Annotated in this window: 15 protein-coding genes and 1 tRNA gene; 10 read left to right on the forward strand and 6 right to left on the reverse strand. The window is 61.2% G+C overall.

Annotation, left to right across the window (positions count from 1 at the left end; all coding sequences use genetic code 11):
- Positions 1-43: 43 nt before the first annotated feature.
- A complete protein-coding gene (locus SPHS8_RS03020) occupies positions 44-1,132 on the reverse strand; it encodes an alpha/beta fold hydrolase (protein WP_201513894.1) in 1,089 nt (362 codons plus the stop codon).
- On the opposite strand from SPHS8_RS03020, the gene phaR reads away from it, so the two are divergent.
- Positions 1,131-1,730, forward strand: coding sequence for a polyhydroxyalkanoate synthesis repressor PhaR (phaR, locus tag SPHS8_RS03025; RefSeq protein WP_097091526.1), 600 nt, complete (start codon positions 1,131-1,133; stop codon positions 1,728-1,730). The genes SPHS8_RS03020 and phaR overlap by 2 nt on opposite strands.
- A gap of 81 nt (positions 1,731-1,811) precedes the next feature.
- The gene (locus tag SPHS8_RS03030) at positions 1,812-3,338 is read left to right on the forward strand and encodes an aminoacyl--tRNA ligase-related protein (protein WP_201513895.1); all 1,527 of its coding nucleotides are present in this window, start codon (positions 1,812-1,814) and stop codon (positions 3,336-3,338) included.
- A gap of 107 nt (positions 3,339-3,445) precedes the next feature.
- Here SPHS8_RS03030 and hslU read toward each other — a convergent pair whose 3' ends face one another.
- Positions 3,446-4,747, reverse strand: a complete 1,302-nt coding sequence (hslU, locus tag SPHS8_RS03035) for an ATP-dependent protease ATPase subunit HslU (protein ID WP_201513896.1) — start codon at positions 4,745-4,747, stop codon at positions 3,446-3,448.
- A 128-nt stretch (positions 4,748-4,875) separates the two neighbouring features.
- Positions 4,876-5,442 carry an ATP-dependent protease subunit HslV gene (gene hslV, locus SPHS8_RS03040; RefSeq protein ID WP_097091529.1) on the reverse strand — a complete coding sequence of 189 codons (567 nt, stop codon included), beginning with the start codon at positions 5,440-5,442 and terminating at the stop codon, positions 4,876-4,878.
- Between the two features lie 175 nt (positions 5,443-5,617).
- On the opposite strand from hslV, the gene SPHS8_RS03045 reads away from it, so the two are divergent.
- Positions 5,618-5,806 carry a hypothetical protein gene (locus tag SPHS8_RS03045; protein WP_097091530.1) on the forward strand — a complete coding sequence of 63 codons (189 nt, stop codon included), beginning with the start codon at positions 5,618-5,620 and terminating at the stop codon, positions 5,804-5,806.
- Positions 5,807-5,832: 26 nt separating this feature from the next.
- Here the strand turns inward: SPHS8_RS03045 and SPHS8_RS03050 are convergent, their stop codons facing one another.
- Positions 5,833-5,958: an entericidin A/B family lipoprotein gene (locus SPHS8_RS03050; RefSeq protein WP_097091531.1), complete on the reverse strand. Its 126-nt coding sequence runs from the start codon at positions 5,956-5,958 to the stop codon at positions 5,833-5,835.
- Between the two features lie 136 nt (positions 5,959-6,094).
- Here SPHS8_RS03050 and SPHS8_RS03055 point away from each other — a divergent pair.
- From SPHS8_RS03055 to SPHS8_RS03075, 5 genes are all read left to right on the forward strand, one after another.
- Positions 6,095-6,169: transfer RNA gene (locus SPHS8_RS03055), tRNA-Val, on the forward strand.
- A 116-nt stretch (positions 6,170-6,285) separates the two neighbouring features.
- Complete coding sequence (locus tag SPHS8_RS03060) at positions 6,286-8,520, forward strand: S9 family peptidase (RefSeq protein ID WP_201513901.1); 2,235 nt, start codon at positions 6,286-6,288, stop codon at positions 8,518-8,520.
- Between the two features lie 98 nt (positions 8,521-8,618).
- Positions 8,619-9,644 (forward strand): aspartate-semialdehyde dehydrogenase, encoded by a 1,026-nt coding sequence (locus SPHS8_RS03065; RefSeq protein WP_097091533.1) that lies wholly within the window; start codon positions 8,619-8,621, stop codon positions 9,642-9,644.
- Positions 9,645-9,653: 9 nt separating this feature from the next.
- Positions 9,654-10,358, forward strand: coding sequence for a DUF2238 domain-containing protein (locus SPHS8_RS03070; RefSeq protein WP_201513904.1), 705 nt, complete (start codon positions 9,654-9,656; stop codon positions 10,356-10,358).
- Positions 10,345-11,106, forward strand: a complete 762-nt coding sequence (locus tag SPHS8_RS03075; RefSeq protein WP_201513907.1) for an alpha/beta fold hydrolase — start codon at positions 10,345-10,347, stop codon at positions 11,104-11,106. Before SPHS8_RS03070 ends, SPHS8_RS03075 begins: the two co-directional genes overlap by 14 nt.
- Before the next feature lie 15 nt (positions 11,107-11,121).
- On the opposite strand, the gene SPHS8_RS03080 is transcribed toward SPHS8_RS03075, so the two are convergent.
- Both SPHS8_RS03080 and SPHS8_RS03085 read right to left on the reverse strand, forming a co-directional pair.
- Entirely contained in the window at positions 11,122-12,576 is a 1,455-nt protein-coding gene (locus SPHS8_RS03080) for an AMP nucleosidase (protein WP_201513909.1), read from the reverse strand.
- Positions 12,577-12,656: 80 nt separating this feature from the next.
- Positions 12,657-13,139, reverse strand: coding sequence for a peroxiredoxin (locus SPHS8_RS03085; protein ID WP_201513911.1), 483 nt, complete (start codon positions 13,137-13,139; stop codon positions 12,657-12,659).
- 136 nt (positions 13,140-13,275) lie between these two features.
- Between SPHS8_RS03085 and SPHS8_RS03090 the strand changes: the two genes are divergently transcribed.
- Together SPHS8_RS03090 and SPHS8_RS03095 are read left to right on the forward strand one after the other, a co-directional pair.
- Positions 13,276-13,836, forward strand: a complete 561-nt coding sequence (locus tag SPHS8_RS03090; protein WP_097091537.1) for a YqgE/AlgH family protein — start codon at positions 13,276-13,278, stop codon at positions 13,834-13,836.
- 184 nt (positions 13,837-14,020) lie between these two features.
- Positions 14,021-14,572: a hypothetical protein gene (locus SPHS8_RS03095; protein WP_201513913.1), complete on the forward strand. Its 552-nt coding sequence runs from the start codon at positions 14,021-14,023 to the stop codon at positions 14,570-14,572.
- The last annotated feature ends 58 nt before the right edge of the window (positions 14,573-14,630 follow it).

Genomic DNA, 14,630 nt, shown 5'->3' on the forward strand with positions numbered 1-14,630 from the left:
TCCTGATCCTTGATGAAAAGGGCGGTTCCGCGCCGCAATATCATCAACCCCCGTGCGTTGAAAGCCAAAGGGACAAGGGCTCCCAAAGCAGCTGGCGGGCGCTGCTGCCGACGATCATGCCGACATGGCCAAGTTGGAGGGTGAAGCCGTCCGCAAGGTCGGGTGCTGCGGTGGCGGGGACGATCCGGTCAGTGGCCGACCGGACGGAAAATGTGGGGCGTCCAAGGCCCGCCAGATCGATTTTCCTCCCATCGATCTGCCATTCGCCACGTCCTGTAAGATTGCTTCCATAGAAGCTCTCGAACAATTCCTCTCCCGCTGCGAATGTCAGTGGCGGGCCGCCATTTGCCCAATCTTCGACCGCCAGAAATGCGCGCTCGGCCTCGGAGCCGGGCTCCATTCCAGCAAAAGCAGCATATTTGCGGATGGTGCGTGCTGGGTCCATCGCCCAAAAACCCGATTGCAGAACCTCCATCGGCACATAGCCGAGACGCTCGCTTGTCGCCTTGGCGCCCCGCCAAAGCGACGCGATAAGGTCGCGATCCGCGTCGGGGAAGCCGTCGAACTGCCAAGGCGCAGCGATGGTGGCGACTGCTGCGACATCGGCCAGGGCCGCAGCGCCAAGCGCCAGGCTGCCGCCAAGGCAGTATCCTACCAGGATCGGCGGGTGGGGGAGTGACTTCAGCATCGGGATCAGGCGCTCGGTAACATGCTCTGCCAGGCCCAGCTTTGCATCCTCTGTGCCGGGACTGCCCCAATCGATGAGGTAAGCGTCATGTCCTGCTGCAGCCATGTGGCGCAACATGGATCGTCCCTCCGACAGGTCCAGCACCTGCGGAGGGTTGATAAGCGATGGTATGAAGATCACCGGCGCCTTGCCACTATCTGCGCCGTAACGCAGCAATCTGGCACTTCCTGCCGCAGCAAAGACCGATGGCGCGGGGGGCGACGGAGGCCTTTGGGCTTCCTGATATTTGCGCAACCCCTGAAAGGCCGCACGCCGCAAATCAGCATTGCCTTCCGTTTCACGCCATAAAATGTCGAGAAACAAGGGCAATGGGCGTGGGCCATGTTGCGGTGCGGCAACCCCTTGTGCTAATGCGGAAAGTGCAGGTGTGGGAGAGGAATCCATGGCCAAAACCAAGACCGCCAATGAATCAGAGCCGGTCATCATCAAGAAATATGCGAACAGGCGTCTCTATAACACGGAAACGTCGAGTTACATCACATTGGATTTGCTGTCGCAAATGACTCGTGAGGGGCGCGAGTTCGTGGTCGTGGACGCAAAAACGGGTGAGGACATCACGCATAATGTCCTGACGCAGATCATCATGGAGGAAGAGCAGCGGGGCAAGAACATGCTGCCGGTCAACTTCCTGCGGCAGCTGATCGCCATGTATGGCGATTCCATGCAGTCGATGGTCCCGCAATATCTGGAAGCGTCGATGGACGCGTTCCGGAAGAACCAGATGCAGTTCCAGGAAGCGATGAAGGGCGCCTTTGGCGGCGGTCCGCTCGCGGAGATCGCCAAGCGCAACATGCAGATGTTCGAAGCGGCCGCCAACGCATTCGGCAAGGTTCCCGGCATGCCCAACATGCCTGGTATGCCCGGTATGCCCGGTGCTGTCGCTCCCGCACCAGCCGCTTCCGAAAGCAGCAAGGACGATGAGATCGCGGATCTGAAGGCGCAGCTCTCCGCCCTCAATGCGAAGATCGACAAGCTGGGCTGAGCAGCGCGTTCGGGGTCGACGGGACGGCGCGCTTGCCTTATGGCGCGCCATCCTTTCAAGTCGAAGAACAAGGCCTGACCCGTGAAGCACGCCCTTTCCGTTACCCGTGAACAGGATTTCGCCGCCTGGTATCAGGCCGTCATTTCCGAAGCCGACATGGCCGAGGAAAGCGGCGTGCGCGGCAGCATGGTCATCCGGCCTTGGGGCTATGGCATCTGGGAACGCATCCAAAAGCTGCTCGACGAGCGGATCAAGGCGACCGGCCACGAAAACTGCTATTTCCCGCTCTTCATCCCGCTTTCTTATTTTGAAAAGGAAGCGGAGCATGTGGACGGCTTCGCCAAGGAAATGGCGGTCGTCACGCATCACCGCCTGATCCAGAAGGACGGCAAGCTGGTGCCCGATCCGGAGGCGAAGCTGGAGGAGCCGTTGGTGGTTCGTCCGACGTCCGAAACGGTGATCGGCGCCGCCTTCTCGCGCTGGGTGCAAAGCTGGCGCGACTTGCCGGTTCTGATCAACCAGTGGGCCAATGTGGTCCGCTGGGAAATGCGCACCCGGATGTTCCTGCGGACCGCCGAGTTCCTCTGGCAGGAAGGGCATACGGCGCACGCCACCGTCGATGAGGCGATGGAAGAGACGATGAAGATGCTGGAGGTCTATCGCAGCTTCGCGGAGGAATGCGTCGCGCTGCCGGTGGTGGCTGGCGAGAAGCCGGAGAATGAACGTTTCCCCGGCGCCGTTGCAACCTATTCGATCGAAGCGATGATGCAGGATGGCAAGGCGCTTCAGGCTGGCACGTCGCATTTCCTGGGCACCACCTTCTCCCAGGCGCAGAGCATCAAGTTCCAGAATTCAGAAGGGCAGCAGGAACTGGCGCAGACGACCAGCTGGGGCATGTCGACCCGCATGATCGGCGGCCTCATCATGGTGCATGGCGATGATGACGGGTTGCGCGTGCCGCCGCGTCTTGCTCCTTATCAGATCGCGGTCGTGCCGATGCTGCGCGACAATGACGAGGATGCTGCGATCCTGGATTATTGCGGCGATCTGGTCGCAGCGTTGAACAAGCAGGATGTGTTCCGCGAACCCGTCCGCGCGCTTCTGGACAAGCGGCCCGCCAAGGCAGCGAACAAGCGCTGGGGCTGGGTCAAGAAGGGCGCGCCGATCGTGATCGAAGTGGGCGGCCGTGATGTTGCGGGCGGCAATGTATCAGTGCTGCGCCGCGACCGGCTGTATCGTGAGGATGGCAAGCTCGATAGCCAGATCGTTGCGAAAGGCGACTTCCTGGGCGCAGCGACCGGAATGCTGGAGGATATTCAGCAGGCGCTGTTCGTGGATGCTCAGGCGCGGCTGCACGGTAATATCGATAAGTCGATCACATCCCTGGATGCCCTGAAAGCCTATTTTGCCGCGAGCAAGAAGCAGGGATGGGCGCTGGTGCAATGGGCCAAGCCCACGGGTCCGGCTCTCGACAAGGTGATCGAATGGCTGAAGGGCGAGAAGCTCACGCTGCGCAACGTTCCGCTGGATGCGGAAGCGGCTGACGGGGCTTGCGTCTTCACCGGTGACAAGGCGGTGGAGCGAGTGCTTGTGGGGCGCAGCTACTAATCAATCGTCCCTCCCGTAGCCGGGAGGGATGACGGCTGGGGCCTCTGAAGGAGGCTCGCTACGCTCGCGCCCACCCTCGGCCCCTCCCGCTAGCGGTAGGGGAGCAGTTACAGCACATATTTGCTGAGGTCGGTGTTGCGCGCCACGTCGTTCAGCTGCTTCCCTACATAGGCCGCGTCGATCACCAGCGTCTCGCCCTGACGGTCCTCGGCGTCGAAGCTCACATCTTCCAGCAGCTTTTCCATCACGGTCTGCAAACGGCGGGCACCGATATTTTCGACCTCGCTGTTCACTTCCGCAGCGATCTTCGCCACTGCGCGGATACCGTCCGCCGTGAGGTCGATCGTCACGCCCTCGGTCGCCAGCAGCGCGCGATATTGCGCAACAAGGCTGGCCTTCGTGTCCGACAGGATCGACACGAAATCATCTTCGGTCAGGGCCTTCAATTCGACGCGGATAGGCAGGCGGCCCTGAAGCTCCGGCAGCAGGTCACTGGGTTTCGCCACATGGAAAGCGCCCGATGCGATGAACAGGATGTGGTCCGTCTTCAGCGGCCCATATTTGGTCGATACCGTGGTGCCCTCGATCAACGGCAAGAGGTCGCGCTGCACGCCCTCGCGGCTCACTGACCCGCCGCGCACGTCGCTAACGGCGATCTTGTCGATCTCATCCAGGAAGACGATGCCATTCTGCTCAGCACTGACAATCGCCACGCGGGCGACATCGTCCTGATCCAGCCGCTTGTCCTGTTCTTCCTCGACCAGCTTGTCCCATGCATCGGCGACGCGCAGCTTGCGGCGCTTCTTCTGGGTCTGACCGAATGCCTTGGACATCATGTCGCTTAGGTTGATCATGCCGACCTGGCCGCCCATGCCGGGTATTTCCATCGGCATGGAAGGGCTGTCGGCGACTTCCACCTCGACCTCGACATCGTTCATCTGGTCGTTCTCGATCCGCTGGCGGAAGGAGAGGCGGGTCGCTTCGCTGGCTTCCTTGCCGGTGAGCGCATCGAGCAGCCGGTTCATTGCGGCCTCCGACGCAGCTTCCCGCACGGCTTCGCGGCGGCGATCCTTCTCCAGGCGCACCGCTTCCTCGACCAGATCGCGGACGATCTGCTCCACGTCGCGGCCGACATAGCCGACTTCAGTGAATTTCGTCGCTTCGACCTTCACAAACGGCGCGTCTGCGAGCTTGGCGAGGCGGCGGCTGATCTCGGTCTTGCCGCAGCCGGTGGGGCCGATCATGAGGATATTCTTGGGCGTCACCTCGTCACGCAGGTCGGGCGACAGGCGCTGCCGGCGCCAGCGGTTGCGCAGGGCTACAGCGACGGCGCGCTTGGCATCGGCCTGGCCGATGATGTGCGCGTCGAGAGCGGAAACAATGGCCTTGGGTGTCAGATTGTCGTTCATCTTCTTCTCACTCCCCTCCCGCAAGGGGGAGGGGCCGGGGGTGGACGATTGCGAAAGCAATCGGCTTCAACTTTTCGGGATAGGAGGAACGCCCACCCCGCCCTCCCGCTTGCGGGAGGGGCTTCACATCATGTCACGCTCGCCAGTTCCTCGACCACCAGCTGGTCATTGGTGTAGACGCAGATGTCAGCCGCCACGGCCATCGCCTTGCGCGCGAGGGTCTCTGCATCTTCCTCATATTCAACAAGAGCGCGGGCTGCTGCGAGCGCGAAATTGCCGCCTGACCCGATGGCCGCCACGCCGCCGATCGGTTCCAGTACGTCGCCATTGCCGGTCAGGATCAGCGTGACTTCCTTGTCCGCGACGATCATCATCGCTTCCAGATTGCGAAGATATTTGTCGGTCCGCCAATCCTTCGCCAGCTCGACGGCAGCGCGCATAAGTTGCCCATTATGGCGCTCCAGCTTCGCCTCAAGCCGCTCGAACAGAGTGAAAGCGTCAGCCGTAGCTCCGGCAAACCCGCCGATGACAGAACCGTCGTGCAGGCGGCGGACCTTGCGCGCGTTGGGCTTCATCACCGTTTGACCCATGGAAACCTGGCCGTCCCCAGCCACGATGACCTTTCCATTTTTTCGCACGGACATGATGGTGGTGCCATGCCAGACCGGCATGCTGCTTGAGCGTTGGTCGTTCATGGCGCGGCATATGGGATCGAATGGGCTACCGCGCAAGCATAGTAGCCGGAGGCGCTGGTCCGTGTCATTTTCTGGACGGATTTATGACAATCGGTTCAGGAACCAATCCCGTTCAATTGACTTTGTGCAGAGCCGCAAAGATCATGTCCGGACGGTGAATGGAAGGAAATTTCGCATGTCTCTAAAGGCCAGAGCGCGGGAGAAGGTCGAACGAGCGGGGATTTCCAACTATATGTTCGACCATGACATTCTGGTGATGTGCGGCGTGCGCTACACCATCGCAGCTTGCGACTGTGGCGAGCCGGATTGCGACGGCGTCAAGCTGGAAAGAAGCGCGGCCATGGTAGGCCGCGTCCTTCAATAATCGTCGGCAAGGAAAGCCGCCTGGCCCTACATCGCCCTTTCACCGGCCCGGCCGACCGATTCAATGTCGCGGCCAACGCCCTTGACCGTGTTGCATGCCGCCAATGAGGTGAGAAGGAGCCCTGTGATCATGAGGGCAATGGTCTGACGCATCGATAGTCGCTCCCTTTATTGTTCCAGCTACTAAAATCTGATGCTGAAAAGGCAATATGCGCAATTTTCACCTGCGGGCGACGGCTGTCTTGACAGGAGCGTTGGCCGATGCCAATGGCCGCATCCTCCTTATCAGGGGCGCGTAGCTCAGCGGTAGAGCACACCCTTCACACGGGTGGGGTCACAGGTTCAATCCCTGTCGCGCCCACCATGATCTACCTTAGGTCATGGTGAGAAATATTATGTCCCTAGATTGATCTTTTCGTCAGCTCCGCGTTAACTCGCGGCGGTATATTCGGCCGCCTTGGCCGAGGCGAAAGGATAAGGATGTCCTCTTTGTTGAAGGGCAGCGCAACCGTTTTGGCACTGCTTGCAAGCGCTGCGGTTCCAGCGTCGGCAAAACAGCAACTGACGCTGGAGCGTGTCTTCGCAAATCCGGACCTTTCCGGCTCTCAGCCGCGAGCATTGAAGCTCTCCCCGGATGGCAAGCTTATCACTCTACTCAAGCCTCGCACGGACGAGAAGGAACGGCTGGACCTCTGGGCCATCGACAGCGCGACCGGGGCGGAGCGCATGCTGGTGGATTCAAGGAAGACCGGCAGCGGCGCGGAGCTTTCCGAAGCGGAAAAGATGCAGCGTGAGCGGGACCGCTCCATCGCTGGCAGCACCGGGATCGCGAGCTATGACTGGGCTCCCAATGGCAAGAGCATCCTCGTCCCGGTTGATGGCGATCTTTACCTCGCGTCGCTCGACGGCCAGGTCACACGGCTCACCAACAGTCCGGCCAGTGAACTGAACGGCGTCGTTAGTCCCAAGGGGGGCTACGTCTCCTTCGTGCGGGACGGCAACCTGTTCGTGCAGCCGATCGGCGGGCAGGAACGGCAGGTGACGCAGGGCGCCAGCGAAACGGTCAACTGGGGTGTGGCCGAGTTCGTGGCGCAGGAAGAAATGGATCGGAGGACCGGCTATTGGTGGTCGCCGGACGATCAGTTGATAGCGGTCGCGCGCGTGGATGAAGGTCCGGTCGGCATCGTCACCCGAACGGCGATCGGTGGCGAGGGCACGAAGGTCTACCAGCAACGCTATCCTGCGGCAGGCACGCCCAATGCGCTGGTCGATCTCTATGTCATGCGGCCGGATGGCCGTGGGCAAGTGAAGGTCGACCTGGGCGACGACAGCGACATCTATCTCGCACGGGTCGATTGGTCGAAAGACGGCCGGACATTCTATGTCCAGCGGCAAAGCCGGGACCAGAAGCGGCTCGATCTGCTGGCGGTCGATCCAGCGACGGGCAAATCGAGGATCGTCCTCACCGAACGCGCGAAAAGTTGGATCAACCTAAGCAACAATTTCAGGCCGCTGAGTGATGGTAGCTTCCTGTGGTGGTCGGAGAAAAGCGGGCATGGTCATCTCTATCATGTCCGCGGCGGCAAGTGGGTAGCTCTCACCAGCGGTGCCTGGGAAGTGCGAGACGTGGTCGCGGTGGATGAACGGCAAGGCACCGTCTATTTCACCGGCAATCGCGAAACGCCTTTGGAGCAGCAGCTTTACGCCGCTTCCCTGTCAGGCAAGGGCGCGCTGCGGCAGTTGACCGGCGATGGCTGGTGGAACGATGCGGTGATGGACAGCGGCGCGACGCGCCTTGTCATCTCCCGCAGCAATACGGACCAGCCCAAGCAGGTCTATCTCGCCGATAGCAATGGCAAGCAGATCCGCTGGCTGTCCGAGAATGCTCTGACAGGGGATCACCCCTACGCCCCTTACCTCGCCAGTCATGCAAAGACGCGCTTTGGCACGATCAGGGCGGCGGACGGGTCAACGCTCTACACCCGGATCATGACGCCACCGCTGGAGCCGGGCAAGCGATACCCTGTCTTCATGCTTCACTATGGTGGACCGGGAGCGGGGAGGGTGGTCACCAACCAGTGGGGATCGCCCATCTACCAATATCTGGTGGACCGTGGCTGGATCGTCTTCGCGATCGATAACCGAGGGACGCCGGATCGAGGCAAGGCGTTCGAGGATCAGCTGTACCGCGCCATGGGGACGGTGGAGATCGACGACCAGCTGAAGGGCGTCGAATGGCTGAAAGCGCAGCCCTATGTCGATCCGAAGCGGATCGCTACCTATGGCTGGTCCTATGGCGGCTATTTGTCGGTCAAGCTTTTAGAAAAGGCGCCCGGGCTCTTCTCGGCTGCAATTGCGGGTGCACCTGTGACCCGCTGGGAGCTTTACGACACCCATTATACCGAGCGCTACCTGGGCAAGCCGCAGGACCGGCCAAGCGCCTATCCGGCATCAGGAGCGGTCGAGGATGCCATCAGGATCAAGGACCCGATGTTGCTGATCCATGGCATGTCGGACGACAATGTCGTGTTCGACAACGCCACCGCCTTGATGGCCCGGATGCAGAGCGCCGCTATCCCCTTCGAGATGATGGTCTATCCCGGCCAGACGCATCGCGTCGGTGGCCCCGGCATCAGCGTCCACCTGTGGCGCACGATCGAGGATTTCCTCCGCCGCAATGGAACCGCACCTGAAGAACCGCAGCCGGACAAATAAAGGCTATCGGCGCCCAAAGCTCCTTCATGCTGGACAATTGGCGGGACAACGCTATGGCGCGCCCTTGCGCAATTTTGCATGGAGCGGAGTCTTTAGTCATGGGTTACAAGGTCGTCGTCGTTGGTGCCACGGGCAATGTGGGCCGCGAAATGCTGACCATTCTCGCCGAGCGCGAGTTCCCGATTGACGAGATCGCGGCGGTCGCATCGCCCCGGTCGCAGGGCACTGAAATCGATTTCGGTGACACCGGCAAGACGCTCAAATGCCAGAATATCCAGCATTTCGATTTCACCGGCTGGGACATCGCCCTGTTCGCCGCGGGCTCCGGCCCGACGGCTGAATACGCGCCCAAGGCGGCGGCCGCTGGCTGCGTGGTGATCGACAATAGCTCGCTCTACCGCATGGACCCGGACGTGCCGCTGATCGTGCCCGAAGTGAACCCGGACGCCATCGACGGCTATACGAAGAAGAACATCATCGCGAACCCGAACTGCTCGACCGCGCAGATGGTCGTTGCGCTCAAGCCCCTGCACGACGCCGCGAAGATCAAGCGCGTGGTCGTCGCGACCTACCAGTCCGTATCAGGCGCGGGCAAGGAAGGCATGGACGAGCTGTTCGAACAGTCGCGCAACATCTTCGTCGGCGATCCGGCCGAGCCCAAGAAGTTCACCAAGCAGATCGCCTTCAACGTGATCCCGCACATCGACGTTTTCCTGGAGGATGGCTCCACCAAGGAAGAGTGGAAGATGGTCGCGGAAACCAAGAAGATCCTCGATCCCAAGGTGAAAGTCACGGCGACCTGCGTGCGTGTGCCCGTGTTCGTCGGCCATTCCGAAGCGCTGAACATCGAGTTCGAAAACGAGATTTCGGCCAAGGAAGCGCAGGACATCCTGCGGGAAGCGCCGGGCGTGATGCTCGTCGACAAGCGCGAGGATGGCGGATACGTCACCCCGGTCGAGTGCGTGGGTGACTATGCGACCTTCGTCAGCCGCGTTCGCGAGGACTCGACCATCGACAATGGCCTCTCGCTCTGGTGCGTCAGCGACAATCTGCGCAAGGGTGCAGCGCTCAACGCGGTTCAGATCGCCGAACTGCTGGGCCGCCGTCACTTGAAGAAGGGCTGAGGCCAACTGATGACGTCCGGCGCTGCCGCTATTTGGAATAGCCTTCCGATAGCGCAGCGCCGGATGATCCTGCTGCTGGTCAGCGCCGTCGCCGCCGCCCAGATCAATCAGCCATTTCCCGAACTCGCACCATTACAGCATGGCCCGACCATGGCCCTTGCGCTCGCCGCGCCATGGCTCTTGCGTCGCTGGCCGATGACGGACGGGGCAGTCGCCTGCATTTTTCTGTTCCTGCTCCTGCACACATTGGGCGGGCGCTACATCTATTCTCATGTGCCTTATGACGATTGGGCGCTTGGCCTGACCGGCCATGATCTTTCGAGCACATTTGGGTGGCAGCGTAATGGCTATGACCGGCTTGTCCATTTCGCCTTCGGGCTGATGCTCACCCATCCATTGGCACAGATTGCAAGGCGACAGGGCGGCATGGCTGTTGGCTGGAGCCTCGCTTTCGGTTTCGTCACCATCGGCTTCATCAGTGCGCTTTACGAAAGCTTCGAATGGCTGCTGACGCTGGTGGCCGAAGGAGAAACGGCTGACTGGTATAACGGCCAGCAAGGCGACGTCTGGGATCCGCAAAAGGACATGGCTGCCGCTCAGGCAGGAGCATTCATCGCGCTGATGATATTGAGCCTGCGCCGGCATCGACAAGGCGACGCCAAGTCCATATCGAGCGTCGCCACACAGCAAGAGAATGATGATGACCGACCTTGAACTGAAGAAAGTGGAAGTTGAAGGGCTGGGCGGTCTTCCCATCGCAGTGCATATTGCGGGGGAGGGGCGCGATCTTGTCCTCATCCACGGCTATTTCTCCAACGCCTGGACCAACTGGGTGCGTTACGGCCATGCCGCGCGGCTTGTGGAGGCGGGTTTCCGATTGATCATGCCGGACCTGCGCGGGCATGGCGAAAGCGGCAAGCCGCATGATCCTGCCGCCTATCCGCCCGACGCCCTCACGGAAGACAATCTGGCTGTGATCGACCAGCTTTGCCTCACCGATTATGATTTAGGCGGCTATTCGCTCGGGGCGCGGACCACGGTGCGGATGCTGGCTCGAGGCGCGACCCCGCGCCGGGTGATCCTTGCCGGCATGGGCCTGCGTGGACTGGTCAACACGCTCGACAAGGGCGGCTATTATCGCAATGTTCTCACCAATCTCGGCACGTTCGAGCGCGGCACGTCCGAATGGATGACCGAAGCCTTCCTGAAGACAACGAAGGGCGATCCGGTCGCGTTGCTGCATATCCTGAACACCTTCGTGGACACGTCGGCCGAGACGATCGCGACCTTTACGCAGCCCACCGAAGTCATCTGCGGCGTCGATGATCAGGATAATGGCGTGGCACAGGAACTCGTCGATACGCTCCCCAACGGCCGCTATGTCCAGATACCGGGCAATCACATGGCTGCGGTCACGAAGAAGGAACTGGGGCAGGCAATGGTGGAGTTCCTGACCTCCTGACCGACCGCCAACCGATCACCGGAATGGCGGCTCATTGAACGCCCGCAACTTGCGGCTGTGCAGTTTGGGCCCTTCCTGCCGCAGCAGTTCGCACGTCATCAGGCCGATCCTCAAGTGCCCGGCGATCGCTTCCTCATAGAAGCGGTTCGCCTGGCCCGGCAGCTTGAGTTCGCCGTGGATCGGCTTGTCCGACACGCAGAGCAATGTTCCGTAAGGAACACGGAAGCGATAGCCCTGAGCCGCGATGGTCGCGGACTCCATGTCGATCCCCACCGCGCGCGACAGGCTGAAGCGCAGCGCTGAACTGGAATAGCGCAGTTCCCAGTTTCGGTCGTCAGTAGTCACCACGGTTCCGGTCCGTAGCCTGCGCTTGAAATCCTCGCCGCCACTGCCGCCGAGCACGGCTTCTGCGGACTTGGCCAGGGCGACCTGAACCTCGGCGATCGCTGGCACCGGAATTTCCGGCGGCAGCATCTCGTCCAGCACCTTGTCATCGCGCAGATAAGCGTGGGCGAGGACATAGTCGCCGATCCGCTGACTGGGGCGCAGTCCGCCGCAATGGCCGATCATCAACCAGGCTTCCGGCCGTAGCACTGCCAGATGGTCGCAGATCGTCTTCGCATTGGCCGGGCCGACGCCGATATTGACCAGCGTGATGCCGCTGCGGTTGGGCGCGATCAGGTGATAGGCGGGCATCTGATGCTTGCGCCAGGCACTGTCCGCAATCATCCGCGCGGGATCGGCGGTCTCCCGCGTTACATAAACCCCGCCCGCGCCAGAGAGCGCAGTATAGGGCGTGCCGTCCCGCTGAAGCTCGGCGCAGGCCCATGCCACGAACTCATCGACATAGCGGTGATAATTGGTGAACAGAATGTAGCGTTGGATATGCTCCGGTGGCGTTCCGGTATAATGTTTGAGCCGCGCGAGCGAGAAATCGGTGCGCAGCCCGTCGAACAGCGCCAGCGGCCTCTGTCCCATTGCGTTCGGGGTAAACAGCCCATCGGCAATCTCATCCCCGATCTCCGCCAGTTCAGTGGCGGGGAAATGCCGCGCCAGTTCCGTCGGAGGCGTTCCGTCCAGGGCGCTGATGTCCAGCCCATCCAGCACATAGGGGAATGGGATCAGTTGATGGCTGAGAGCGGTCTCCACCTCGACCCCATAATCGCGCACCAGCAGGTCGATCTGCTCGGCCAGATAATCGCCGAACATCTCCGGCCGGGTTACTGTCGTGACATAGAGGCCGGGCTTGGACAGGCGGGCAAAGGACCGCCCGGGCGGCGGCGCATCGGTTTCGGCATGATGGGTGATGCGCAGTTCAGGATAGCAGAAACGCCGGTCGGATCTTGCTTCGGGCGGAGGCACGCTGCCATCGCGGGCATAGGCCTGCATGGCGTCGCGCAGGTTGCCGATTGACGTCTGATAGATCCGGTCGAGTTGCGCGACCGCTGCGCTGCCGATGCTTTTCGTCATCGAACCTTGCTACCGCACTAATGTGACGGTGGGAAGGCGGGTTGCCGCGCGACCAGATCATCGTCGCGCGGCAGCCTAGGTCAAAGCTGCTCCAGCAGATGATCGGCCGAGGAAAGCTTGAACTCTCCGGGTGCCTCGACATTCAGTTCCGTCACCACGCCATCCTTGACGATCATGGAAAAGCGCTGGCCTCGCGTACCCATGCCGAACTTGCTGCCGTCCATCGTCAGGCCCGCTGCCTTGACGAAGTCGCCATTGCCATCCGCCAGCATGGTCACCTTATCATCGGCTCCTGCTGACTTGCCCCAAGCGCCCATGACGAACGCATCATTGACGGCGGTGCAGGCGATCTCGTCCACGCCCTTTTGCTTCAGCGCATCTGCCTTTTCCACAAAGCCGGGAAGATGCTTGGCCGAGCAAGTCGGCGTGAAGGCGCCCGGAACGGAGAAGAGCGCTACCGTCCGGCCTTTGAAAAACTCCTCGGAAGACACCTGTTCGGGCCCATTTTCCGTCATCTTGGCAAAGGTGGTGGCGGGGATGCGATCCCCTTTCGCGATGGTCATATTCTGTCTCCTGCCGTTGCTGGAGCGGGAGGTCGGCGCTTGCAGGTCCTGTGTCAAGGCTCCCAACGTGCCGCATCGCCCCCGATGAGCGACAGCCTGCCATTGGAAAAGCTGGCGGGCAGCGTATATTCATCTCATGGATCAGCTTCGCTCCTATGCCGGCCAGTTCCTGCTCGCTCTGCCGGGTATGGAAGACATGCGCTTCGATCATTCGGTGATCGCCATTTGCGTCCATGATGAAAATGGCGCCCTAGGCATCGCGGTCGGCGATGAGATCGAGGGGGTGGGCCTGCATGAGCTTCTCGAAAGCTTCGACATCGACCCTGCCAATGTCCCCGACATGCCGGTGCTGCGCGGCGGGCCGGTCGAGCCGCGCCGGGGTTTTGTTCTGCATTCCCTGGACTGGAAGGGGCATGACATGGTCGAGGTAGGTGCCGACTGGGGACTCTCCGGATCGCTCGAGATTTTGAAGGCGATCGCGGAAGGGACCGGTCCCAGCCGCTATATCGTCGCGCTTGGCTATGCGGGATGGGGCGCAGGGCAGCTGGACCAGGAAATGACCGGCGAAAGCTGGTTTCCGGCAACCTGCAGCGCGGACATATTGTTTGACGTTCCGGCTGAGAAGAAATGGGCGGCGGCCTATGCCGCGGCCGGAGTCGATGCGTCTCATCTGGTAAGCGGCGCTGGTTCGGCCTGAGCACGCCTAAAGATCCCAGGAATATTTTTCCGGTTCAGCTGCGAAACGATGGCACGGAACGGGGCTTGTTTCTGCATCGAAACTGAACAGTTCCAGGTAACTTCCCGGTAACTGCATTCATTTACAATGCGGCAAGCGCGCAGGCGCACCTTCATCCTCGGGAATTTGCTCGGGGGTTCAAGTCATGAAGAAGTTTGTCGCGGCAGTGATTGCCGCAGCGATGCCGCTCGCGCCCGCCAGCGCCGCGCCTTGCTGGAAGAAGGTTGCGGTAGAGGCGGCGCAGATCCGGGATTTCGAAATGATGCTGATGGTGTCGGCGCTGCGTTGCCGCTCCACCGGCAGCAACTTCCTGGCTGACTATAATCGCTTCATCAGGGAAAAGCGTGACGCGCTGACGCAGGTCAATGATGAGCTTCGCGAACATTTCCGTTCCGTTGCTGGACCGATTGGCGCGCTTGGGGCCTACGACAATTATGTGACCAGTCTTGCCAATGTCTATGGCGCTGGAGCGGAAGGGCTCGCCTGCCGCGATCTTCAGTCGATCACCGATGCGGCCAATGCGCTCCCCGCCACTCGCGCGGCGCTGCTTGAGCTGTCGGATGCTGCCGGTACTACGCCGCATATTTCGGGCGCGCGCTGCGATGTCGTCATGGCGATCGCGGGCCAGGAAGCGGAGCAATCCGCCGACGACTTCGAGACGAGGGTCGCGGTTGCCTCTCGCAGCGGCGAAGAGTGACATAAAGAAAACTTTATATTGAGTTGCCATCAACGGCGGCGATTGGTAAAGCGCAGGC

Source organism: Sphingobium sp. S6, assembly GCF_905120495.1.
Lineage (GTDB): Bacteria > Pseudomonadota > Alphaproteobacteria > Sphingomonadales > Sphingomonadaceae > Sphingobium > Sphingobium agri.

What these genes read in the sequence shown, in the direction of transcription:
- SPHS8_RS03095 (WP_201513913.1), top strand. Translation starts at nt 14,021, where the DNA reads ATGAAGAAGTTTGTCGCGGCAGTGATTGCCGCAGCGATGCCGCTCGCG.
- SPHS8_RS03050 (WP_097091531.1), bottom strand. Translation starts at nt 5,958, where the DNA reads ATGCGTCAGACCATTGCCCTCATGATCACAGGGCTCCTTCTCACCTCA.
- phaR (WP_097091526.1), top strand. Translation starts at nt 1,131, where the DNA reads ATGGCCAAAACCAAGACCGCCAATGAATCAGAGCCGGTCATCATCAAG.
- SPHS8_RS03065 (WP_097091533.1), top strand. Translation starts at nt 8,619, where the DNA reads ATGGGTTACAAGGTCGTCGTCGTTGGTGCCACGGGCAATGTGGGCCGC.
- SPHS8_RS03085 (WP_201513911.1), bottom strand. Translation starts at nt 13,139, where the DNA reads ATGACCATCGCGAAAGGGGATCGCATCCCCGCCACCACCTTTGCCAAG.
- hslV (WP_097091529.1), bottom strand. Translation starts at nt 5,442, where the DNA reads ATGAACGACCAACGCTCAAGCAGCATGCCGGTCTGGCATGGCACCACC.
- SPHS8_RS03045 (WP_097091530.1), top strand. Translation starts at nt 5,618, where the DNA reads ATGTCTCTAAAGGCCAGAGCGCGGGAGAAGGTCGAACGAGCGGGGATT.
- SPHS8_RS03070 (WP_201513904.1), top strand. Translation starts at nt 9,654, where the DNA reads ATGACGTCCGGCGCTGCCGCTATTTGGAATAGCCTTCCGATAGCGCAG.
- SPHS8_RS03020 (WP_201513894.1), bottom strand. Translation starts at nt 1,132, where the DNA reads ATGGATTCCTCTCCCACACCTGCACTTTCCGCATTAGCACAAGGGGTT.
- SPHS8_RS03075 (WP_201513907.1), top strand. Translation starts at nt 10,345, where the DNA reads ATGACCGACCTTGAACTGAAGAAAGTGGAAGTTGAAGGGCTGGGCGGT.
- SPHS8_RS03090 (WP_097091537.1), top strand. Translation starts at nt 13,276, where the DNA reads ATGGATCAGCTTCGCTCCTATGCCGGCCAGTTCCTGCTCGCTCTGCCG.
- SPHS8_RS03060 (WP_201513901.1), top strand. Translation starts at nt 6,286, where the DNA reads ATGTCCTCTTTGTTGAAGGGCAGCGCAACCGTTTTGGCACTGCTTGCA.
- SPHS8_RS03080 (WP_201513909.1), bottom strand. Translation starts at nt 12,576, where the DNA reads ATGACGAAAAGCATCGGCAGCGCAGCGGTCGCGCAACTCGACCGGATC.
- hslU (WP_201513896.1), bottom strand. Translation starts at nt 4,747, where the DNA reads ATGAACGACAATCTGACACCCAAGGCCATTGTTTCCGCTCTCGACGCG.